Raw genomic sequence first — 22,361 nt, forward strand, 5'->3', positions numbered from 1 at the left:
GGAACCGCCCATGTCCTCCTCCTTCACCGACCGCATCCTGTTCGGCGGCGACTACAACCCCGAGCAGTGGCCGCGCAAGGTCTGGGAGGAGGACATGGCCCTGATGCGGCAAGCCGGGGTGAACCTGGCCACGGTCGGCGTGTTCTCCTGGGCGATGCTTGAACCGACGCCGGGCGTATACGAGTTCGGATGGCTCGACGACGTGCTGGACCTGTTGCACGCCAACGGGATCGGCGTCGCCCTGGCTACACCGACCGCATCGACGCCGCCCTGGATGAACCATCGATGGCCGGAGACGCTGCCGCAGAACCCTGACGGCACGATCCGCACGTACGGCTCGCGCAACGCCTACTGTCCCTCCTCCCCGGTCTACCGCGAGTTCGCGGACAAGATCAGCGAGGCGCTGGCCGCGCGGTACGCGCACCACCCGGCACTGCGGATATGGCATATCGGCAACGAGTTCGGCACGGTCTGTTACTGCGACCGGTGCGCCGCGCGCTTTCGCACCTGGCTGCAGGTCCGCTACGGCGACCTGGACGGCCTCAACCAGGCCTGGGGAACCGCGTTCTGGTCGCAGCGCTATAGCGACTGGGCCGAGGTGATCCCGCCCCGGCAGGTGCAGTACGTGATCAATCCGACCCAGGATCTCGATTACCAGCGCTTCGCCTCGGACCTGCTGCTCGGCGGCTTCGTCGCGGAACGCGACATCGTGTGCGCGCACAACCCGGCGATCCCGGTGACCACCAACTTCATGGGCTTCTTCAAGGGAACCGACTCCTGGCGCTGGGCTCGTGAGGAGGATCTAGTCTCGCTCGACACCTATCCCGACCCGAACGACCCCGACGCGGCCCGCGACAACGCGATGGCCCACGACCTCACGCGTAGCCTCGGCGGCGGCAAGCCGTGGCTGCTGATGGAGCAGTCGCCGGCGGGTGCCGGGTGGCGTTACATCGCTACGCCCAAACGACCCGGCCTCAATCGGCTGTGGTCCATGCAAGCGGTCGCACGCGGCGCCGACGGCGTGCTGCACTTCCAGTGGCGCGCCTCGATGCAGGGAGCGGAGCGCACGCACGGCGCGATGGTGCCGCATGCGGGCCCTGATTCCCGGGTGTTCCGCGAGATCTGTCAACTCGGCGGGCAACTCGCGCGGCTCGGTGATGTGATCGGCACGCGGGTGACCGCCGAGGTGGCGATCCTGCACGACTGGGACGCCTGGCGCGCGGTCGAGCTGGACCACCAACCGCACAGTGGATTCAGGTACCTCGACCGGATGCGCGAGTACTACACGCCGCTGTGGCGCGCGAACATCACCGCCGACTTCGCGCATCCCGAGGCGGATCTGAGCACTTACAAGCTTGTCGTGGTGCCCAATCTTTATCAGGTTACTGACGTCGCGGCGGCCAATCTGGTGCGCTACGTCGAGCGCGGCGGGCACCTCGTCATGGGCCCCTTCTCGGGAGTGTCAGACCCCGACGAGCGCATCAGGCTGGGCGGGCACCCGGTCCCGTTCCGCGAGCTGCTGGGTCTGCGTATCGAGGAGTACTGGCCGCTGCCCGACGAACCGCTCACCCTGGAATCGGCGGAACTCGGCGACTTCACGGCCGCGACCTGGGCCGAGTGGCTGACCGTCGAGGGAGCGACCCCGGTGGCCACCTTCACCAGCGGGCCGCTCTCCGGCATCCCCGCTGTCCTGCGCAACACCTACGGCGAGGGTACGGCCTGGTACGTCGCTACCCTTCCCGAGCCCGCGGCCCTCTCCCGCATCCTCGCCTCGGCCTGCGCGGCGGCCGGAGCCCGGCCGGTACTCGCCGGTCTTCCGCCGCGCGTCGAGGCGATTAGGCGCGGCGACAAGGTCTTCCTGCTCAACCACGAGGACGAGTCCGTCGAGATCCGCGACCTCTAATCAGAGGTTGGCAGTCAACAGCCAGCGCCCGCTCCGCGCTGTCAGACCCTCTCGCGACCATGGACGCATGCACCTGCGTGATGTGGAACTCGGCGACGTTGACGCCTACATCCGGCTGCGCTGCGATCCGGTGATGATGGCCGAACTCGGCGGTCCACTGCCGCCCGAGGGCATGGAGGACAAGGTCCGCCGGGACGTGGCGACCGTCGCGGCAGGCGAGGGCTGGATCAAGATGATCGTCCCCGACGAGAGCGCGCCGCACATCGTGGCAGGCAACGTGGTGCTCTGGTCGCACGAGGACGAGGAGCCCGATCCGGCCGACCCGCGGCCCGCCCCGATCACCGAGATCGGCTGGATGGTGCTGCCTGAGTTCCAGGGGCGCGGGCTGGCGAAGCGGGCCGTGCGCGAACTGCTCCGGCTGGCGCACGAGGACGGACGCTGGGGCCGCGTGCACGCCTTCCCCGGCGCCACCAACGGCCCCTCCAACGGAATCTGCCGCCCGCTCGGCTTCACCCTGGTCGGAAAGCGCGACGTGACGTTCGCCGACCGGGTCATCCACTCCAACCACTGGCTGATCGACCCGGCTGATCTCTTCGCCTCCGCCGCCGAAGCCGGATGATCCGCGCATGTCAGCGGTCCGTGCCATCCTGGTCTGGTGACCGTGGAAGAACTCATCCGGCTGCGCAAGGCCCGCGACCAGATGGACCGCGACTACGCGCAGCCACTTGATGTGGCCGCGCTGGCCCGCACCGCGTACATGTCGGCCGGGCACTTCTCCCGCAGCTTCCGCGCGGCGTTCGGCGAGACGCCGTACAGCTACTTGATGACCCGGCGGATCGAACGCGCGAAGGCGCTGCTGCGGCGCGGCGACCTCTCCGTCACCGAGGTGTGCTTCGAGGTCGGCTGCACCTCGCTCGGCTCGTTCAGCAGTCGCTTCACCGAGCTGGTCGGCGAGAGCCCGACGTCGTACCGCAGCCGCTCGCATGAGGAGAGCGCGGTCATCCCGCCCTGCTACGCCAAGATCGTGACCCGCCCGCTGCGCGATGCGCGGGCGAAGGACCTCCCGCGGTCGTAGCGTGTAGCCATGGACCTCAAGCTCTCGCACTGCTTCATCTCGGTGGACGACCACGACAAGGCGCTCGCCTTCTACCAGGACGTGCTCGGCCTCGAGGTGCGCAACGACGTCAAGTACGAGGGAATGCGCTGGATCTCGGTCGGGTCGCCCGCGCAGCCCGAGGTGAACATCGTGCTCGAGCCGCCGGGCGTGGACCCGAACGCGACCGCGGCCGACCGGCAGGCGTTGATCGAGCTCCAGGCCAAGGGTCTGCTGCGCGGCGTGAACTTCGCCACCGACGACGTCGACGCGCTGTTCGAGCGGGTCGCCGCCTCCGGCGCCGACGTGCTGCAAGCACCGATGGATCAGCCGTACGGCGTGCGAGACTGCGCGTTCCGCGACCCGGCGGGCAACGCGTTGCGGTTCAGCCAGGTATCGCGAAAGAGCTAGGCGAGGCGGGGCCTCGGGTACACCCTCCGTGTGCCCGAGGCCCCGTCACTCAGTGCTCGTGCCCGCGACCGGAACCGGCCTCAGTCGGCCTGGTAGTAGCCGAACTGATCGACGATCAGGTCCATGTTCCCGCCGCTGCGGTTCCAGTAGTCGACGATGCCGTTCTGGCCGGTGCTCGCCTGAACCAGGTTCGGCACGGTCTGCCCCTGGCTCCAGTCCAGCGTCGAGACGTTCGGCGGCGTCGGGAAGACCGCCGTACCGCCGTTATAGGCATTCAGCGAGTTCGGATCGGGCGACACGGTTTCGTAGCCCGAACCCTTGGTGCGCGTCACCGTCGTATTGACCACGACCGCCGTGAGCTTGGGATCGGTCGTGCTCAGTTTGCTCCAGAGGTAGGCGTAGCCGCCCGGCGTGATGGGCCCGTACGCCCAAGTACGCGTGTCGAGCAGGCGGATCGGGGTCACCGGCACGAGCGCGCTCGTGCTCGACGTGCTGTAGTAGCCGACCACGTCCACGAGCACGTTGGCGCTCCCGCCGCTGCCGTTGTAGACGTCGATCTTGCCGTCCGAACCGACCGGTACGATCACCGCGTTCGCGATGACCTGGCCCGCGCCGAAGTCGAGGTTCGAAGCGGTCGGCCGCGAGCCCCCGTCCGGGTAGAGCGTGAGATACCCGCCGGTCTGCGGAGTCACCACGGTCACGTTCAGCGCGACGGCGGTCAGGCCGGAGGGCAGCTGCCCGCCGTCCGCGCCGGCGATCTGCACGGTGAGCTTGCCGCCCGCGGCCACCGGGGCCTTCGGTGCGCCGACCCCCTTGCGGGTGTCGACCAGCCGGGCCGGGCTCAGCGGGCTGTATCCGCTCGCGGCCGACTGCGTGAAGTATCCGCTGACGTCCGCGATGAGGTTCACGGTGCCGCCCGAGCCGTTGTAGAGGTCGACGATGCCGTCCGGGCCGACCGGGACGACGGCCAGGTTCGGCGCGGTCTGGCCGGCCTGGAAGTCCACGTTGCTCGACGTCGGCCGGTTCTGCGGCACGCCTCCGTACCCCTGGTTCGGATACGCGGTCAGATAGCCGGTCGCGGTCGGGTTGGTCACCGTCAGGTTCAGCACCACCCCGGTGATTCCGGCCGGGATCAGGCTGCCCGGCGTGCCGCTCCCGCTCACCTGGAGCTTCACCGTCCCGTTGGGGCCGACCTTGGCCGCGGTGCCACCGATGCCGGTTCCGTTGCGGGTGTCCAGGATCCGCACCGGTCCGTACGCGGTGTAATCCGATCCCGCGGTCGTGACGCTCACGGTGTTGCCCACCGTGTCGCCCTGGTTGTCGGTGACCGTGGCGGAGATCGGATAGCTGCCCGGCTTGCTGTAGGTGTGCACCGTGAAGTACGTGTTGCTGCCGGTAAACGACGTGTTCGAGGTCGTTCCGTCGCCCCACGCGATGGTCAGGTCCAGCGGCACGTCGGTGCTTGTCACGGCCGCCTGGAACGAGAACCCGAGCGCGCTGGTGTTTTGAGCTGACAAGGACACCGCGAGGTTCGGGTCGACCGGCACGTACTCGACCGCACCGCGGCTCGTGTACGGGCTGGCACCGTAGAAATCGCTGCTCAGCGCGCCGGGAGCGCTCGTGTTAGCGGAGCCGATGGCCGCCGACCCCTTCACCAGCTTGGCGTCGATCGCGCCGTCCGTGTTCGACCGGAAGTTGCTGATCTGCTGGGCCTGCTTCGAGTCGATCACGTCGTGCGCGCCCTGGCCGGTACCGGTTTGGAAGGCGCTGAGCGTCGTGTATGCGGTGCCCGCCCACGAGTACAGATCGGTGGCGTCCGTGCCGTAGACATAGAAGTCGTTGTAGTCCGCGGTCGCCTGTGCGCTCGCATTCGCCGAGATCACGACGTCGGGCGCCCATGCCTGGCTGTTCGCCGCGCAGTTCGACTGGTATCCGGCGCCGTCGGATTGCGGGTTGGCGTCTTCCAGGAGGTTGTTCTGGATCGAGATGCCACTCGACGCGCCCTCGACGTCGATGGCCGCGGCGCATGTGCGTTGGATCGTGTTCCCGGTGACGGTGAGCCCTGCGACTGTGTCGGCCTTGATGCCGGACGCGGCAATCAAATCGCTGGCGAGCGTGACATTGCCCGCACCGGACGCGATGGAGATCGCCGAATGGCCAGGGGCCGTCCAGGTGCCGTTGTCCACGAAGGTGCGGCTCACCGTGATGTTGCTTGACGCGCCGTCGATGGTGAGAGTGTCCGTGCCCGCGGTGAACCGCTGGTCGATGTAGTCCGAGTCCAGGGTGATCCCCGAGGAGCCGACGATCTCGACGCTCGGCACGTTCGTCGCGGTGAGCATCAGATTGCTTACCGTGACGTCGCTGACGCCGTCCAGGATGAGCGCGGGCTTTCCGGCGTCGGCGTTCCCGGGCCAGATCCACGACTGGTCACTCGTGCCGACGATCGAGATGCCCGAGGTCTTCACGACCACGGCGTGCGACGAGAAGTAGCCGGTCGAGCCGGAGACGTCGATGGTGTCGCCTGGCGCCGCCGCATTCACCGCGTCCTGCAGGAAGCAGTACGGGTTGGCCTGCGTGCCGTCGCCGGCCTCGACCGCGCAGTCGTAGGTGCCCGCGTAGATGATCTTGCCGGTGGCTGAGGTGCGACTCTTGACCGGCTGCGTCGCGGCCCTCTGCAGGCGCACGGACTTGCTCGCCGGGCTGCTGAAGGTCTTGAAGCCCGACGCCGCCCCGGCGCCGGTCGCGAAGGTGGAACCATGCGCGGCGGGCGCGTGGTGCGCGGTGGCCGCCGATGCGTAGGCAGGAAGAAAAGCCGCGCCGACCGCAATGGCTGCGACAGGCACGGCAAGACGTCGAAGATACATCCCCCCGGCTTTCTCTGAAGTTCTGAAGTACTGATAGTTGTACAGCAGAGCGAGGATATGTGGTCTGGATTAAACGGATAAGCGGACGGCGGTAACGAGTCCGCTACAGTCAAGACCATGACGCAGGGTGCTGACTTGCGCCCCCGCCCCTATCGCACGTTCGAGACCAACGCTCCGGAGACCGGTCCGCGAGCCCGGCGGACCGCGCGGCACAGGCCGCTCGAGCGCAGCTGCTCCTCGACCTCGGCCGCGCTGACCGGCCCGTCCACCAGGAAGACCGTGGTCGGTCCGGAACCCGACACCAGCGCGCCCGCGGCGCCCGCGGCGCGCCCGATATCGAGCAGCTCGCCGATCTCGGGCAGCAGCTCGATCGCGGCCGGCTCCAGGTCGTTGTACAGCGCCGCGCCGATGCGGTCGGCGTCGCCGGAGCGCAGCGTGGCCATCAGGTCCGGATGCACGCCGGGCTCGGGGGTCTCGCGCCGGTCCCGGCGGCGCTGCAGGTCGCAGGTCTCGAACACCTTGGGCGTGGACAGACCGCCGTCGTAGACCGCGATCACCCACTCCAGGCCGGCCGCCGCGAGCACCGGGGAGATGTGCTCGCCGCGTCCGGTGCCGATCGCCGTGCCGCCGTGTAGCGCGAAGGGCACGTCGCTGCCCAGGCTCGCGGCCAGGTCGTGCAGCTCGTCGCGGCGCAGCCCGGTGCCCCAGAGCCGGTCGCAGGCCACCAGCGCGGCCGCCGCGTCCGCGGAGCCGCCCGCCATGCCGCCGGCCACCGGGATGTCCTTGCGGATGGTCAGCCGCACGTCCGGCTCCACCCGCGCGTGCTCGGCCAGCAGCAGCGCCGCCTGCCAGGCCAGGTTGCGCTCGTCGTCGGGCACCCCGCTCACGTCCGAGTCGCGGCGCAGCGGCTCCACGGTCAGCGACAAGCCGCGCGAGGCCCGCGCCACGATCTCGTCATAGAGCGAGACCGCGTGAAAGACGGTCACCAGCTCGTGGTAGCCGTCGGGGCGCAGCGGTCCCACCGAGAGCGAAAGGTTGATCTTCGCGGGGACCCGGACGGTGACCGCTTCGGGACGGAAGGGCCCGTCATCCCAGTCTTCCAGCGCGGTCACTCCAGTCAGCTCCCATCCAGCCCCGGCTCGCGCCCGGGGTCCGCCGCGTCGGCGTTCGCGGCCTCGGCAATCGCAGCGTACTGGTCCACGGTGAGCGCTTCGCCGCGCGCCGCCGGGTCGACCCCCGCGCGGCGCAGGATCTGCTCCGCCCGCGGCGCCGATCCCGCCCAGCCGGCCAGCGCCGCCCGCAGGGTCTTGCGGCGCTGCGCGAAGGCCGCGTCCACCACCGCGAACACCTCCTTGCGACTCGCCCGCGTCGTGGGCGGTTGCCTGCGCTCCAGCGCTACCAGACCGGACTCGACGTGCGGGGCCGGCCAGAACACGTTCTTACCGATAGAACCGGCCCGGCGTACAGAGGCGTACCAGCGGGCCTTGACACTCGGTACCCCGTATACCCGGCCGCCGGGCTCGGCCGCCAGCCGATCGGCGACTTCCGCCTGCACCATGACGAGCACCCGTTCGAGTGACGGGAACTGCTCGAGCATGTGCAGCAGCACCGGCACGGCCACGTTGTAGGGCAGATTCGCGACCAGCGCGGTCGGGGGAGGGCCAGGCAGTTCCGTGATGCGCATCGCGTCGGCTTGGACGAGTGCGAAACGCGGCAGCGCCGGGTCGCCGTAGGCGGCTGCTGAAGAGCCGTCAGGGCTCGCCGCGGGATCCGCGCCGTCGCCGGGCCCGGATAGCGCCTCGGGAAAGCGCTCGGCGACGGTCTGCGGCAAGGCGCCGGCCAGCACCGGGTCGATCTCCACCGCGACCACGCGGCGGGCCGCGCCGAGCAGCCCGAGCGTCAGCGAGCCGAGCCCGGGGCCCACCTCCACGACCACGTCGTCAGAGCGCACGCCAGCGGCCCGCACGATGCGGCGGATGGTGTTCGGGTCGATGACGAAGTTCTGGCCGAGCTGCTTGGTCGGCCGCACGCCGAGCCGCTCGGCCAGCGCGCGTACGTCGGCGGGGCCGAGCAGCCCGGGCTGACTTGCCGCCGGGCGCTCGCCCCCGCCATCGCTCAGCTGAACAGGAAGTGGCCGCACACCGGCCATTGTCCAGCACCGGACCGCTGGTAGAGCAATTCGGCCCGGGTGGTCTGCTCCGCCGCCGAGGCGTTCGACGGCAGTCCGGAGCCGCCCAGCGAGTCCCAGGTCGAGACCGAGAACTGGTAGAGCCCGTAGTAGGTGCCGCTCGGGTCCACCGCGTGCGGGTTGCCGCCCGACTCGCAGTTGGCCAGCGCCGCCCAGTTCAGCCCGGAGGCGCTGCTCGGCAGCGCCTTGGTGCCGACCTTCTCCACCTCGGTCACCGGTTGCTTGGTGACCACGCGGGAGATCTCCTTCGGGGCCTGCTTGACCCCGTTGATGATCTGCAGCGCGTAGGTCACCTTCGCGACGCCGTTCTGGCCGGGCGTCACGACCGTGGTCGTGCCGACGTAGCTGCTCGGGTCGTCCTGCTTGGTGACGGCGTAGGGCAGCGAGACTTCCTTGACCTCGGTGGTCCCGGTGACGCGCAGGATCGAGATCGTCTCGCCGTCGGTCGGCAGCGAGGCCATCGGCACCGAGGCGGTGTCCTGGTTCTGCAGTGTTATCCCGGCCTGGCCCATCGCGTCCTGCACGGTGGCCGCGGTGGTGTCGATCTGGTCGGTCTTGCCGTCCACCAGGAAGGTCACGTGCCGCATCGTGAAGACCGCGAAGTCACGGCCGGAGCGGCTGATCGGGGTGCCCGGGTCGACCGACACGAAGCGGGCGCCCTGGATCCGGATGCCCAGCTCCTGCATCGCCCCGCCGACGGTCGGCGCGTGCACCCACGCGTGCTCGGGGGTGCCGTTGACCGTGACGTTTATCGGACGACCGTACTTGACCGTGATCGTCGAGTTGTCCGCCAGCGCGGCGGACGGCGCGGGGCTGACCAGGTCGTGGCTGCCGGTGGTGATGCTGTCCGAGGCCAGCGCGGCGCCGACGGTGGCGGCGAAGGAGTGGATCTGCCGCGTCGAGCCGTCCACCGAGACGGTGACCGTCTTCTCGAAGGCCACGTACGCGGTCACCCCGCCGAGCAGCGCCGCGAGCACCAGGCCCTGCACCGCGCGCCCGGCCCAGCCGATCTTCCGGCGGCCGGACTGCGGCTGCCGCTGCGCGCCGCCGCGGGTGCGCAGGCTCTCCGGCTGCCGCTGGCCGGGAAGGTCGAGATCGGTGGCCGGCGTGAAGGCCGCCGCCCCGAGTTCGGCTTCGGTGTCGAGGTCCGATTCGGGACCGTCGAGTTCCGGCAGGCGCGGCTTGGTCAGCAGGCGCGTGCGTCCGCGCTCGGGCTCCGGCTCGCCGTAGCCGCCGTCGCCCTCGTAGCCGCCGGTGTGGCCCGCGTATCCGGCCTCGTCTCCGAAGCGGTGCGGGTCGTACGCGTGCGCCGGGTAGTCATCGCCCACGTATGCGGGGGCGGGAAAGTCGGGCGCGGCGTAGTCGGCCGGATAGTCGCCGCCGCGGTGGCCGTAGGGCTCGCCCGCGTAGGACGCGGCAGCATACGAATCCGCCTCGTACACGCCGCTGTCGTAGGACTCGCTGCGGTACTCCGCCTCGTAGTCGACTGAGCCGTAGTCAGCCGCGTTGTATCCCTCCGCGGCATACGGGTCCGCATACTCGGCGGCGCCGTCCGCGTACGGGGCGTAAGGCTCGCCGTGTGCGGTCGGTTGGTCGTCGGCCGCGCCGGTGTTGAACGGGGGCGAATACCGCGCGGGACCGGTGAAGGAGGACGGCCAAGCGGAGGCGCCTTGGATCGGGCCGCCGCCACCCGTGCCCCGGGTCGAGCGTGATCCGCTCACTACACTCCAGACCTCGCAGGTTCCGGCCACGGACTCCGCGACGCCCGGGAAAGCGGCGGGGGAGTGAACCGATCCGGCTACCGAGCAAGGGACTCTATTCCACTCCCGTTCATGGTCGCCATAGCCCCTTTCGGTCCCCTGGCTAAATCTGATGTCCAGTTAGTCCTATTTGTGGGCGGCGCTTTATGGCGATTTGAGCTGGATTGCAGCCTGCGATTTGTGGTCTTCGTCACCGAAGCGCTCGATTGGCGTAGTGCGAAATGGCTACCGCAAATGGTTACCGAAGCGTGGCAGTGCTCTGCGAAAAATGACCAGATGGGGGCACGCACCGTCCGCGCCGATCGACGCAGCGTCAGGAAAACCTGGTCAGCGCAGCCCGAACACCCGACGCGTGTTGGCGTCGATCGCCGCGCACAGCTCGGCGACGTCCGTCCCGCGCGTCTCAGCCATCGATCGCACTGTGTGCGGGATCAGATACGGTGCGTTCGGGCGTCCGCGATACGGCACCGGCGTGAGAAACGGCGCGTCCGTTTCGACCAGTACCAGATCGAGCGGCGCGACCTGCAGGGCCTCGCGCAGCGCCTCGTTCGCCTTGAAGGTGACCGGCCCGGCGAATGACATGACATAGCCGCGCTCGGCGCAGATCTTCGCCATCGCCGCGTCCCCGGAGTAGCAGTGGAAGACGACCCGCTCCGGCGCGCCTTCCTCCTCCAGGATCCGCAGCACGTCCTCGTGCGCGTCGCGGTCGTGGATCACCAGGGCCTTGCCGTGCCGCTTGGCGATCTCAATGTGCCGCCGGAAGGACTCCTGCTGCGCGGCCACACCCTCTGGTCCGGTCCGGAAGTAGTCGAGGCCGGTCTCGCCGACCCCGACCACGTGCGGCAGCGCCGCGAGCTCGTCGATGCGGGCCAGCGCCGCGTCCAGCGCCGCCGAGCCGCCGGGCGCCCGGTGCTGCCGGCTCCAGCCGTCAACGTCCCCCAGGACCAGACGTGGTCCCTCGTTCGGGTGTAGCGCCACGGTCGGGTGAATCTCCGGGTGCTGCTGCGCCGTCTGCACCGCCCATTCGGAGGACGGCACATCGCAACCGACCTGAATCAGCGTCGTCACATTGACGGACACTGACAGCCGCAGCGACTCCTCGACGCTGCGGTCCTGCATGTCGAGATGCGTGTGGCTGTCGGCCACCGGCAACGGCAACGCCTCGGGCGCGGGAGGAGGAATGTCCTGCCCCCGCGCGCCCTTGTCTCTGTTGGCACTCACGCCGCCACCGGCTCCTCCAGCCGCGGGAAGAGCACGGCGCCCTTGGTGATCGTGGAGCCGGCCGGCAGCAGGCCCCAGCGGCCCGCGTCCTGCACGACTTGCTCGGCCAGCGCGCCCAGCGAGGCCTGCGCGCCCAGCGAGTCCCACAGCGCGGCCGAGGACTTCGGCATCACCGGGTTCAGCAGCACGGCCACCGCCCGCAGTGACTCGGCCGCCGTGTACAGGATCGTGGCCAGCCGCGCCTTCGACGCCTCGTCCTCGCCCTTGGCCACCTTCCACGGCTCCTGCTCGGTGAGGTAGCCGTTGACCAGCTTGATGAAGTCGAACACGGCCGCGATGCCGCCCTGGAAGTCCAGCGCGCAGACCTTCTCGTCCGCGGCCGCCACGGTCGCCGCCAGCGCGTCGGCGATCGCCTGCTCGGCCGGGCCGTGGTCGGTCGCCTCCGGCAGCGTCCCGCCGAAGTACTTGCCGACCATCGCGGCCACCCGCGAGGCCAGGTTGCCGTAGTCGTTGGCCAGCTCCGAGGTGTACCGCGCGGACATGTCCTCCCAGGAGAACGAGCCGTCCTGGCCGAACGGGATCGCGCGCATGAAGTAGTACCGGAACGCGTCCGAGCCGAAGTGGTCGGTGATCTGGTGCGGGGCGATGCCGGTCAGCTTCGACTTCGACATCTTCTCGCCGCCGACCAGCAGCCAGCCGTGCCCGAACACCTGCTTCGGCAGCGGCAGCCCCGCGGCCAGCAGCATGGCCGGCCAGATCACCGCGTGGAAGCGCAGGATGTCCTTGCCGACCAGGTGCACGTCGGCCGGCCAGGTGCGCTCGAACTTCTCCTTGTCGGCAGCCGACGGCGAGTCGAGCCCGATCGCGGTGGCGTAGTTGAGCAGCGCGTCGATCCAGACGTAGAGCACGTGCTTCGGGTCCCACGGGATCGGGATGCCCCAGTCGAACGAGGAGCGCGAGATCGACAGGTCCTGCAGGCCCTGCTTGACGAACGAGACCACCTCGTTGCGGGCCGAGGCGGGCTGGATGAACTCCGGGTGCGCCTCGTAGTGCTCCAGCAGTCGCTCGGTGTACGTGGACATCCGGAAGAAGTAGTTCTCCTCCGCGATGTACTCGACCGGCGTGCCGTGGATGGCGCAGACCTTCTGGCCGGCGTACTCGCCCTCGCCGTCGAGCAGCTCGCCCGGCAGCTTGAACTCCTCGCAGCCCACGCAGTACGGGCCCTCGTACGAGCCCTTGTACACCTCGCCGGCGTCGTAAAGCCGCTGCCAGAACTCCTGGACCCGCTCGGTGTGCCGCTGCTCGGTGGTGCGGATGAAGTCATCGTTCGCCGCGTCGATGGTGACCAGTGCGGGCTTCCAGGCGGACTCGACCAGCCGGTCGGTCCACTCCTGCGGCGTGGTGCCGTTGGCCTCGGCCGTGCGCATGACCTTCTGGCCGTGTTCGTCGGTGCCGGTGAGGAACCACACGGACTCGCCGCGCTGACGGTGCCAACGCGTCAGGACGTCACCGGCGGTCGTCGTGTAGGCGTGCCCGATGTGCGGCGCGTCGTTCACGTAGTAGATCGGCGTGGTGACGTAGAAGGTCTTGTCCCCGGAGCCCGGGGCGTCGCTGCCAGAAGCCATGCACAAATCCTAACGGGGCTGTTCGCCCGATCCGGCACGGTTTAGCGGCAGCGGACGATGGCGACCGTTCATCGCGTCGAGGACTCGCCCGCCGATCCCTCCTTTTCCTCCTTCGCGGCCACCACCGCATCGAACACCGCCCGCTTCGGCACGCCGGTCTGCGCCGCCACGGCCGCGATCGCCGCCTTGCGATGCTCCCCCTCCGCCTCCCTCGCGGCCACCAGCGCCGCCAACTCGTCGGGCGCCGTGTCCTCTGCGCGCTTTGGTTCCGCCCCCCCGACCACGACCGTGATCTCCCCGCGCACCCCTTCGGCCGCCCACGCCGCCAACTCACCGAGCGGCCCGCGCCGTACCTCTTCGTAGGTCTTCGTCAGCTCGCGGCATACCGCGGCCGGACGGTCCGCGCCGAACGCGTCAGCCATCGCCGTGAGAGTTTCACCGAGCCGGTGCGGAGCCTCGAAGAACACCATGGTGCGCGGCTCGGCGGCGTTCGCAGCTAGGGCCCGCGCCCGCTCGCCGGCCTTGCGCGGCAGGAAGCCCTCGAAGCAGAACCGGTCGACCGGGAGTCCGGAAAGCGCCAAAGCCGTCAGCACCGCCGAGGGGCCGGGCACCGCGGTGACCCGCACCCCGGCCGCGACCGCCGCGGTGACCAGCCGAAAGCCAGGGTCTGAGACGGACGGCATCCCGGCGTCGGTGACCAGCAGCACCCGGGCGCCCTCGACGAGCCGCGCGACCAGCTCCGGCGTGCGGGCGCTCTCATTGGCCTCGAAGTACGACACGACACGCCCGGCCGGCTCGACCCCGAGCTCCTGGGTCAGCCGCCGCAGCCGCCTGGTGTCCTCAGCTGCGATGACGTCCGCGGTGGCGAGTTCCGTGGCCAGCCGGGCCGGGGCGTCGGCGGGATCGCCGATCGGCGTGCCGGCCAGCACGAGCACGCCGGCGCCCTCCTGCGAACGCGAGGCCGAGTACAAAAACGGACGATCAGGTTTCACGAATCCATCGTCCCCTGGTGCGCGGGGCGGGGGCCAATCCGTACGATGGCCCGCGTGACCAGCGACCTGCAGAGCGACAACGCGGCCGAACTGCCCGACTGGCCGGAGCCTGCGAGCCCGGCTGAGGAGCTCGGCGGCGCGCCACGGCGCGGCGAGCACCACGCGCCCGGCGCCGCGACCGCGAACGGCGAGGCGCACTTCGAGGGCGGCGCGGCGGAGGCGTGGCCGGAGGCAGAGCCCTTCGACGCGCCCTGGCGCCGCCGAATGCGCCGCGGCTGGGAACGCGGGCGGGTCTGGTATCGCGCCAACGGCACGCCGACTCCGGAGCCGCGCGCCCCGCTGCGCGACCGGCTGGTGCCGCCGTACTATCCGGAGTTCTTCCGCGGCGCCGGCTGGATTCTGCCGCTGGCGATCACCATCGTCGGCGGCGTGCTGCGGTTCTGGAACCTGGTGTGGCCCAACTCGGTGATCTTCGACGAGACGTACTACGCCAAGGACGCCTGGTCGATGTACGTCTACGGCTGGGAGCACGGCTGGGACCCGGCCAGCAACGGCTCGGTCGCCAACGGCAAGCTGGTCGGCCCCGGAACCTTCGGCCACAACGGCGTCGCGGACTTCAGCTGCTCCTCCGGCTGCCAGGAGTTCGTGGCGCACCCGCCGTTCGGCAAGTGGGTCATCGGCGCCGGCGAGCAGATCTGGGGCCTGAACCCGGTCGGCTGGCGGCTGATGGAGGCGGTGCTCGGCACGCTGGCGATCTTCATCATCGCCCGCGCCGCGCGCCGGATGTTCCGCTCGACGCTGATGGGCTGCATCGCCGCGCTGCTGTTCTCCTTCGACGGCCTGGCCTTCGTGATGGCCCGCACCGCGCTGCTCGACGGCATCCAGATGTTCTTCATCCTCGGCGCCTTCGCGGCGCTGCTGGTGGACCGGGACAAGACCCGCGCGAAATTCGCCGACTGGCGCGAGGAACGCGGGCTCACCGTTCTGCTCTCGGCGAAGGAACGCGGGCCCAGGCTCGGCTTCCGGCCCTGGCGCTGGATCGCCGGCCTCTCGCTGGGCCTGGCCACCGCGACCAAGTGGAACGGCATCTTCTTCGTCGCCGGCTTCGCGATCCTCACCGTGCTCTGGGACCGCGGCGCCCGCCGGGCCGTCGGCGTGCGCAAGCCCTCGGTCGCCACGCTGATCCGCGACGTGCCCTGGGCGTTCCTGGCGCTGCCGATCACGGCCGCGGCCGTGTTCGTGGCCTCCTACGCCGGCTGGTTCTTCGACACCAGCAACGGCGGCGGCTACAACCGGTTCTGGGCCAACACGCACCCCTCGAACTTCTGGCCGACGTGGACCAACCCGTTCCGGTCGCTGTGGAACTACGTGGACCAGCAGTACGGCTTCAACTCGAACCTGCAGACCCCGCACCCATACCAGTCGAACCCGTGGTCCTGGTTCATCATGGGCCGCCCGGTCGCCTTCTACTACGAGTCGCCGAAGACCGGGCAGCAAGGCTGCACCCCGTCGATGGGCACCTGCTCCGCCGAGGTGCTCGCGCTCGGCAACCCGCTGCTGTGGTGGTTCGCGACCGCGGCGATCCTGTTCCTGTTCTGGCGCTGGATCGGCCGCAGGGACTGGCGCGCGGCCGCCATCCTGGCCGGCATCGCGGCCGGGGTCGGCCCGTGGATGTGGTACGCCCAGCGCACGATCTTCTCCTTCTACGCGATCGCGTTCCTGCCCTTCATGGTGCTCGGCGCCACGATGGCCATCGGCGCGATCCTCGGCCGCGCGGACGCGTCGCCGACCAGACGGGTCTGGGGCGCGGCGGTGTCCGGAACGCTGGTCATCGGCGTCGTGGCGCTGTTCGCGTACTTCTATCCGATCTACACAGGGCAGACGATCCCGTACACGGACTGGTCCAACCACATGTGGCTGCCGTCCTGGATCTGATCCGCGAGTCTCCTTGGCTCACCGCGCGCCGCCTGCCCGCATCTCCGGGCGGGCGGCGCTGCGCGTTCGTGGTCCGGTGTCGCGGCTTCTCGGGCGGCTCCGGTTGCGCTTCGGTTGGCTTGGACCCACCCGCCCGCCCCGCTCCGCGTCCTCGCCTAGGACTCGGCCGCTCCACGGACTCAAGGCGCTGCCGCGCACGGGCTTCGCCCTGGACGCTGCGCTGGCCCTCCGGGCCGTTCCGCTCGTTCAGCGCGCTCCGGGGCACACATCGGGCGCACCGAATGATGGGCAGGAGCAGGAATCGGCTGCGTCAATGATGGGTAGCCACTTAAGTCGTACTGCGACGGGGAATTAGATGCGTTCCCAGCGCCAGCCGTTGTTGTACTCGCACTTGATCGCATCGCCGTTGGCGTCGATGCCGGTCGCGCCATGGTCGCTCTTGCGGCAGTATTCGCCGGGTTTGTAGCAGTTGCCGCCGTCGGTCAGTGGGTAGCAGCTCTGGGCCTGCGCGGTCGTGGGCGCGGGCTGCGGGGCTTGCGTTGTCGGTACCGGGGCAGGCGGTGGGTTAGCCGCGGCGGTGGCGATCGGAGTCGTCGGAATGACGGTGGGTGCCGCCGGCGGTGGACTCGGCGAACTGTCTGCTGGGCTTGGGGTTGCTGAGGTGGTGTCGCTGATAGTCGCGCTAGGGCTCGACGTGCTGTCCACGGGGATTGTCGTGGTGCCGCTCGTACCACCGCAGGCTGCTGCTAGGAGGAGCAGTGCGACGAACCCGCCGAGTCGCGCGCCGAGGCCACGGTTGGCTCTCTGTTTCCCAGCTGCGGCAGGTATTTCTGGTTCGGAGCCGGAGTCAGAAGCGGTGGGTGTGGTCACAGCCGGTCAATTTATCGCGACGTAGAGCGCTGGCGCGGGTGATTCGTCGAACTCGTGGCCACCGTCCCGGTAGGGGTCACCGAGCCAGCTGCGGGCGTTGAGGTGGAGCGCAGCGGAGCCGAGGCCAGCGCAGCGTTCCGCGCGTAGCGCCTGCGCGGCAGCGGAGCGCGCGTTGTTCTTGCGTATTAGTCCGTGGCCGACGCCGGTTGATCCATCGCTGATGCCGGCCGGACCCGCATCGCCTACTGCACGACGATGGTGACGTGCCAAGTGGTGCCGCTGGGGAGCGTGCTGCTCAGCGTCGTGGCTCCGCGATGTGCGCCTACGAAGACGCCTGCTGTGACGTTCACCGGCGGCGTGAGGACACCGTTGTTGCCGTATCCGATCACTGACGTGTCGGTCACGCGGATGTCGCTCCAGCGCGATCCGGCCGGCGTGTTGGCGGGCGCGGTGAGGAACACGTCGAGGATCTGTCCCGGGGCCAGGCAGAACGCGCCGGAGTCGGCCTCGGTGAGACTGCCCGCAGCGTGTGGGAGGGTGGCCGGTTCGGGGGCGCGGCAGGTCGGCAGGCTCGCGGAAGCGGAGGCGGCGGCGGATGGGGTCGGGTGCGCCGAGCTGCAGCCGGCGATGAGTGCGGTCGCGGATGCTGCGAATGCCGCGAACGCCGCTAAAGCCGTGAATCGTGCGGGAGCGGATGCGTGGGTGCGCGCGCGGATGGAAGGCTCCTGAGCTCCGGCCGTGGCGCCGCCCGCGAAAGGGCGGCGCCACGGGTGATCGGTGTGGGATCAGGGGTTTGGCATGAATTGTCGGGCGGTCGTCAGGCAGTCGTCAGTGCTGGTTGGTCGCGCTGGCGTAGTAGCTGACGCAGTTGCCCGCGCCGTTGTTGTAGTTGTTGCTGAACTCCGACTGGACCGCGAAGTAGGCGCCGTTCATGCTGATGATCGTCGAGGCGCCCTGGCCGCTGGAGATCCAGGCGCACTTGTCGCCGGTCTCGTAGCCGGAGGCGTCGAGCCAGCCGCTGCCGGCCTGCGGGTCGGTCAGGGTCTCGGCGTACTCGTGGCCGCCGACGATCGTGATGCCTTCCTTCGAGCCCGTCACGCCGTTGGTGGCGCTGACGAAGTTCGCGCCGCAGCCGCTGCCGGCGTCGGTGATGTACGGGAAGTTCGTGTACGGCACGTCGGCGCCGCTCGAGCTGCTCGTCACGTCGTGCCACGCGCAGTACTGCGTCTTGAAGCCCGAGGGCACGACGCCGTGCGGCGAGTCGACGATGATCTGGATGTTGTCGCCGGAGACGCCGAAGTGCGCGGCGGCGCGCTTGGCCTCGGCCGCCAGCTGCGAGTCGGACGGCTTGCTCGGCGCGGCAGAAGCGCTGTCAAGCCAGGTGCCCTTGACCGGGTTGGCGGAGGGGTGACCGACGTGGGTTCCGGAGCTTCCGCACTGCGTGGTGCCGGTGGCGACGCCCTCGCAGTACTGCGTCTGCGAGGTGAAGTACGTGTCGCCGCTGCCGTAGGCGTGCTGGAAGAAGGACAGCTGGAGCGCGGCCTCGCCCGAGGGGTCGCTGGTCACCGTCGATCCGGTGCCCCACTGGTTGCCCCAGTACACGATGTAGATCGTCGGGGACGTCACGACCGTGCCGCCGCCGTAGGACAGCAGGCCGCTGCCGCTGTACGCGGGGGAGGCGGCGTGGCGGTGGGCGGTGGCGACCGCCGTGGCCTTGTGCGAAGTGGTGCTCGACGCCGCGTTTGCCGGCGCCGCGACTGCGACCAAGGCAGCGGTGGCTGTGGCCGCAGCGAGGACACCGGTGGGTATGCGGTGGCGCATTGTCTCTCCTTGTTGAGGGACTCGCGAGGTGAGGCGATCGCCTCGCAGCAATCAAAGAGATGGCACGTGTCCCCTACAAGACGCCGTTCGCCAAGAATTCATCGCACTATCGCAAAGTTCTAACCAACTTCGTCGTTCGAACTCTGTCGCGGCGCGGTCACTGACGGCTTTCCAGCCTTGTGAACGCCTGTGCGGTGGAGGGAGCGACGCGGCGGACGGGAAGCCGGGGCGGATTCCAAGCGGCCGTTCCCGGGGGCCAGCTCAGCCTGGCTATCGAAGCGCTTCGACGATCCCCATGGACATTCCCTACCTGCCCGGTCTACCCTTCATGGGCAAGACCGGGTGCGGCCCCGTCGGAAACGAGTCGAAGCGCTTCACCAAGCAGCTCCCCACCGCTTCGGCCCGGCTCGCCGCCGTTTCGCTCGCTCCCGACTGATCTGTTCCGTCAACCGCTCATACTGTCCGAGCCCGGATGGCATCCACCGGGACGGCATGGAGGATTCCATGGTGACCCTGGCCGAAGTCGCCCGCCAGGCGGGCGTCTCGCCCTCCACAGTCTCCTACGTGCTCTCCCGGAAAAGGTCGATTTCCGACGACACCCGGCGCAAGGTGGAAGCCGCGATCGAGGCGCTCGGCTACCACCCGCACGCGGGCGCCCGGGCGCTGGCCTCGAACCGCTCGAACATTCTGGCGCTCATGGTGCCGCTGCGCAGCGACATGTACGTGCCGGTCATCATGGAGATCGCGATGGCGGTCACCACCGAGGCCCGCGAGTACGGCCAGGACGTGCTGCTGCTGACCAAGGACGAGGGCACCCGCGGCGTGCGCCGGATCGCCGGCAGCGGCCTGGCCGACGCGATGATCCTGATGGACATCGAGCTGGACGACGACCGCATCCCGGTGCTGCGCGAGACCGACACCCCGGCCGTGCTGATCGGGTTGCCCGCCGACCCGGCCGGCCTGGCCTGCGTGGACCTGGACTTCGAGGCCACCGGCGCGGCCTGCGCCGACCACCTGGCCGACCTCGGCCACCGGGACGTGGCGCTGATCGGCGAGGGCGAGGGCGTCTACCAGCGGCACACCGGGTTCGCCGCGCGCACGCTCACCGGCTTCCAGCGCCGCGCCGCCGAGCGCGGCCTGCGCGCGATGCACCGGGCCTGCGAGGGAACGTACGAGTCCACCGCGGGGATACTGTCGCGCATCCTGGAGGAGCGCCCCTCGACCACCGGCTTCGTCGTGCAGAACGAGTCGGCCATCCCGCCGCTGCTCAGCCTGCTGCGATTGTCCGGCCGCGCGGTGCCCGAGGAGACCAGCGTCGTCGCGATCTGCCCCGACCAGGTCGCGCTCCAGTCCTCGCCGCGGCTGACCAGCGTGTCCATCCCGGCGCAGGAGATGGGGCGGCGCGCGGTCCGGCTCGCCATGGCCCAGCTCGAGGGCGATCGCTCCGAGTCGATCACGCTGATCCCCCCGACGCTCACCGTGCGGGAATCGACCGCGCCGCTCGCCGCCGCCGGCTTCGTCGCCTCCTGATCTTCGACCGCAGACCCGTCCGAGTCCGCCCGCGCCAACGGACCCGAGGCGACCGCGAGGCCCCCGCCGGCCCCACCTCTTCACGTCCGAAAGGCTCATGAATGTCTGACGAAGCGCCGCTCGCCTCGCTCGCCCACGAGGAGGGCGAGTTCCGCGCAGCCCCCGGCGGCCTGGAGTGGACCGGCCGCCAGGAGACCCTACGGATCGAGGCCTGGGGCGCCGACGCGCTGCGAGTCCGTTCCCGGGTCGGCGGGCCGATCCTCGACGCTCTGCCGGGCGCCCTGGTCGCCGAGACCGCTCCGCCGCTCGATATCGAGCCGACGGTCGTCATCGGCACGCGCGAGGCGACCATCGTCAACGGCGCCGTTACCGCGACGATCTCCGTCATCGGCCGGATCACCTTTACCCGTACCGCTGATGGCGCCGAACTGCTCGCAGAGCAGGATGCGCACTTCTGGTGGCCTGGGCCGCGACTGCGTACCGCACACGGCAACGGCTACGCGCGCCTTGAGCAGCGTTTCGCGGCGTACCCCGACGAACGGCTGTACGGCCTCGGCCAGCACCAGCACGGCCTCTACGACCAGAAGGGCGCTGTCGTCGAGCTCGTACAGCGCAACTCAGAGGTCAGCATCCCTTTTCTGGTTTCCTCGCGCGGCTACGGCTTCCTGTGGAACAACCCCGCCATCGGCCGCGTGGAACTGGCCGTCAACGGCACCCGCTGGGTCGCTGACAGCGCCCGCCAGCTCGACTACTGGATCACCGCGGGCTCGCCCGCGCAGATCCAGCGCAACTACGCCGACGCCACCGGCCACGCCCCGCTGCTGCCGGAGTGGGCGGCCGGATTCTGGCAGTGCAAGCTGCGCTACAAGTCGCAGGAGGAACTGCTTGAGGTCGCCCGCGAATACCACCGCCGCGGCCTGCCCCTCGCGGTGATCGTCGCCGACTTCTTCCACTGGACGCATCTGGGCGAGTGGCGCTTCGATCCGGCCGAGTGGCCGGACCCGCAGGCCGCGGTCAAGGAGCTGGAGCAGTACGGAACCCGGCTGATGGTGTCGGTCTGGCCCTCCGTCAGCCCGTTGTCCGAGTTCCACGCGGAGATGGAGCGGCGCGGCCTGTTCATCGGCACCGAGTTCGGCCCGGTCGCGCACGCCGACTGGCCGGACAAGGGCATCGACAAGACGGTGCAGGTCGCCTTCTACGACGCGACCAACCCGGTGGCCCGCGAGTTCGTGTGGTCAAAGGTGCGGGAGAACTACCTCTCCCTCGGCATCGAGGTCTTCTGGGCCGACGCCTGCGAACCCGAACTCAAGCCCGGCTACTCGGCGAACCTGCGCTACCACGCCGGTCCCGGCCTCGAAGTCGGCAACATGTACCCGCGCGAGAACTCCCGGATGTTCCACGAGGGCATGCTCACCGAGGGCCGCACCGAGGTGGTCACCCTCAACCGCTCGGCCTGGGCCGGCTCGCAGCGTTATGGCGCGATCCTCTGGTCCGGCGACATATTCACCGACTTCGAGACGCTGCGTAAGCAGATCCCGGCAGGCCTGAACACCGCGCTGAGCGGAATCCCGTGGTGGAACACCGACATCGGCGGCTTCCACGGCGGCGACCCGACCTCCCCGGACTATCGCGAGGTGATGGTCCGCTGGTTCCAGTTCGGCGCGTTCAGCCCGATCTTCCGGCTGCACGGCGTGCGCTCCCCGGCCACGCCCTTCGGTCCGCAGATGACCGGCGCGCCCAACGAGATCTGGTCTTACGGCGAGGAAGCGGCCGAGATCATGGCCTCGTACATCGCGCTGCGCGAGCGGATCAAGCCGTACATCGTCGACGTGATGCGTGACGCGCACGAGAGCGGTCTCACTCCGATGCGGCCCTTCTTCGTCGAGTTCCCGGATGACCCGAAGGCGTGGGAGATCGACACGGCGTACCTGTTCGGCCCGGATCTGCTTGTCGCGCCGGTGCTTGAGGCCGGTGCGCGTGAGTGGACGGTGTACCTGCCCTCGGGCGCCTCGTGGCGCGATGCGTGGACCGGACAGGAGTACGAGGGTGGCCAGTCGGTGACCGTCGACGCTCCGCTGGAACGCATTCCGCTCTTCCTGCGCGACGGTGCGGTACTGCCGATCACCGAGTAGTCGTCAAGAGCGCTGA

The 22,361-nt window shown here is 69.6% G+C and carries 18 protein-coding genes; 8 read left to right on the forward strand and 10 right to left on the reverse strand.

All coding sequences use genetic code 11. The annotated features are described in order from the left end of the window. The first annotated feature begins 10 nt into the window (after positions 1 to 10). From VFA06_RS10045 to VFA06_RS10060, 4 genes are all read left to right on the forward strand, one after another. Positions 11 to 1,903, forward strand: a complete 1,893-nt coding sequence (locus tag VFA06_RS10045; RefSeq protein ID WP_324840190.1) for a beta-galactosidase — start codon at positions 11 to 13, stop codon at positions 1,901 to 1,903. 67 nt (positions 1,904 to 1,970) lie between these two features. Then, entirely contained in the window at positions 1,971 to 2,522 is a 552-nt protein-coding gene (locus tag VFA06_RS10050) for a GNAT family N-acetyltransferase (RefSeq protein WP_324840191.1), read from the forward strand. A 36-nt stretch (positions 2,523 to 2,558) separates the two neighbouring features. Then, a complete protein-coding gene (locus VFA06_RS10055; protein ID WP_324840192.1) occupies positions 2,559 to 2,978 on the forward strand; it encodes a helix-turn-helix transcriptional regulator in 420 nt (139 codons plus the stop codon). Between the two features lie 9 nt (positions 2,979 to 2,987). Beyond that, positions 2,988 to 3,407 carry a VOC family protein gene (locus VFA06_RS10060; RefSeq protein ID WP_324840193.1) on the forward strand — a complete coding sequence of 140 codons (420 nt, stop codon included), beginning with the start codon at positions 2,988 to 2,990 and terminating at the stop codon, positions 3,405 to 3,407. A gap of 80 nt (positions 3,408 to 3,487) precedes the next feature. Here VFA06_RS10060 and VFA06_RS10065 read toward each other — a convergent pair whose 3' ends face one another. From VFA06_RS10065 to rsmI, 7 genes are all read right to left on the reverse strand, one after another. Then, entirely contained in the window at positions 3,488 to 6,250 is a 2,763-nt protein-coding gene (locus VFA06_RS10065) for a beta strand repeat-containing protein (RefSeq protein ID WP_324840194.1), read from the reverse strand. 170 nt (positions 6,251 to 6,420) lie between these two features. Further along, a complete protein-coding gene (locus VFA06_RS10070; RefSeq protein ID WP_324840195.1) occupies positions 6,421 to 7,383 on the reverse strand; it encodes a 4-(cytidine 5'-diphospho)-2-C-methyl-D-erythritol kinase in 963 nt (320 codons plus the stop codon). 5 nt (positions 7,384 to 7,388) lie between these two features. After that, the gene (locus VFA06_RS10075; RefSeq protein WP_349260142.1) at positions 7,389 to 8,390 is read right to left on the reverse strand and encodes an rRNA adenine dimethyltransferase family protein; all 1,002 of its coding nucleotides are present in this window, start codon (positions 8,388 to 8,390) and stop codon (positions 7,389 to 7,391) included. Beyond that, the gene (locus tag VFA06_RS10080) at positions 8,387 to 10,180 is read right to left on the reverse strand and encodes a ubiquitin-like domain-containing protein (protein WP_324840197.1); all 1,794 of its coding nucleotides are present in this window, start codon (positions 10,178 to 10,180) and stop codon (positions 8,387 to 8,389) included. The genes VFA06_RS10075 and VFA06_RS10080 overlap by 4 nt, the downstream gene beginning before the upstream one ends. Positions 10,181 to 10,546: 366 nt before the next feature. Then, entirely contained in the window at positions 10,547 to 11,440 is an 894-nt protein-coding gene (locus tag VFA06_RS10085; protein WP_324840198.1) for a TatD family hydrolase, read from the reverse strand. After that, complete coding sequence (gene metG, locus VFA06_RS10090; RefSeq protein ID WP_324840199.1) at positions 11,437 to 13,065, reverse strand: methionine--tRNA ligase; 1,629 nt, start codon at positions 13,063 to 13,065, stop codon at positions 11,437 to 11,439. Before metG ends, VFA06_RS10085 begins: the two co-directional genes overlap by 4 nt. Positions 13,066 to 13,133: 68 nt before the next feature. Then, entirely contained in the window at positions 13,134 to 14,057 is a 924-nt protein-coding gene (gene rsmI, locus VFA06_RS10095) for a 16S rRNA (cytidine(1402)-2'-O)-methyltransferase (RefSeq protein ID WP_324840200.1), read from the reverse strand. 54 nt (positions 14,058 to 14,111) lie between these two features. Between rsmI and VFA06_RS10100 the strand changes: the two genes are divergently transcribed. Beyond that, positions 14,112 to 15,992, forward strand: coding sequence for a dolichyl-phosphate-mannose--protein mannosyltransferase (locus VFA06_RS10100; RefSeq protein ID WP_324840201.1), 1,881 nt, complete (start codon positions 14,112 to 14,114; stop codon positions 15,990 to 15,992). Between the two features lie 351 nt (positions 15,993 to 16,343). On the opposite strand, the gene VFA06_RS10105 is transcribed toward VFA06_RS10100, so the two are convergent. The 3 genes from VFA06_RS10105 to VFA06_RS10115 form a co-directional block, all read right to left on the reverse strand. Continuing rightward, a complete protein-coding gene (locus tag VFA06_RS10105; protein ID WP_324840202.1) occupies positions 16,344 to 16,697 on the reverse strand; it encodes a hypothetical protein in 354 nt (117 codons plus the stop codon). Between the two features lie 407 nt (positions 16,698 to 17,104). After that, positions 17,105 to 17,323 carry a hypothetical protein gene (locus VFA06_RS10110; RefSeq protein WP_324840203.1) on the reverse strand — a complete coding sequence of 73 codons (219 nt, stop codon included), beginning with the start codon at positions 17,321 to 17,323 and terminating at the stop codon, positions 17,105 to 17,107. Positions 17,324 to 17,690: 367 nt separating this feature from the next. Continuing rightward, positions 17,691 to 18,683 (reverse strand): hypothetical protein, encoded by a 993-nt coding sequence (locus tag VFA06_RS10115; RefSeq protein WP_324840204.1) that lies wholly within the window; start codon positions 18,681 to 18,683, stop codon positions 17,691 to 17,693. 295 nt (positions 18,684 to 18,978) lie between these two features. Between VFA06_RS10115 and VFA06_RS10120 the strand changes: the two genes are divergently transcribed. The 3 genes from VFA06_RS10120 to VFA06_RS10130 all read left to right on the forward strand — a co-directional run bounded on the left by VFA06_RS10120 (position 18,979) and on the right by VFA06_RS10130 (position 22,345). Continuing rightward, complete coding sequence (locus tag VFA06_RS10120; RefSeq protein WP_324840205.1) at positions 18,979 to 19,119, forward strand: hypothetical protein; 141 nt, start codon at positions 18,979 to 18,981, stop codon at positions 19,117 to 19,119. Positions 19,120 to 19,187: 68 nt separating this feature from the next. After that, positions 19,188 to 20,213, forward strand: a complete 1,026-nt coding sequence (locus tag VFA06_RS10125; protein ID WP_324840206.1) for a LacI family DNA-binding transcriptional regulator — start codon at positions 19,188 to 19,190, stop codon at positions 20,211 to 20,213. A 101-nt stretch (positions 20,214 to 20,314) separates the two neighbouring features. Further along, entirely contained in the window at positions 20,315 to 22,345 is a 2,031-nt protein-coding gene (locus VFA06_RS10130; RefSeq protein WP_324840207.1) for a glycoside hydrolase family 31 protein, read from the forward strand. The last annotated feature ends 16 nt before the right edge of the window (positions 22,346 to 22,361 follow it).

The sequence above is a fragment of the Actinocrinis sp. genome (genome assembly GCF_035653575.1).
Classification (GTDB): Bacteria; Actinomycetota; Actinomycetes; order Streptomycetales; family Catenulisporaceae; genus Actinocrinis.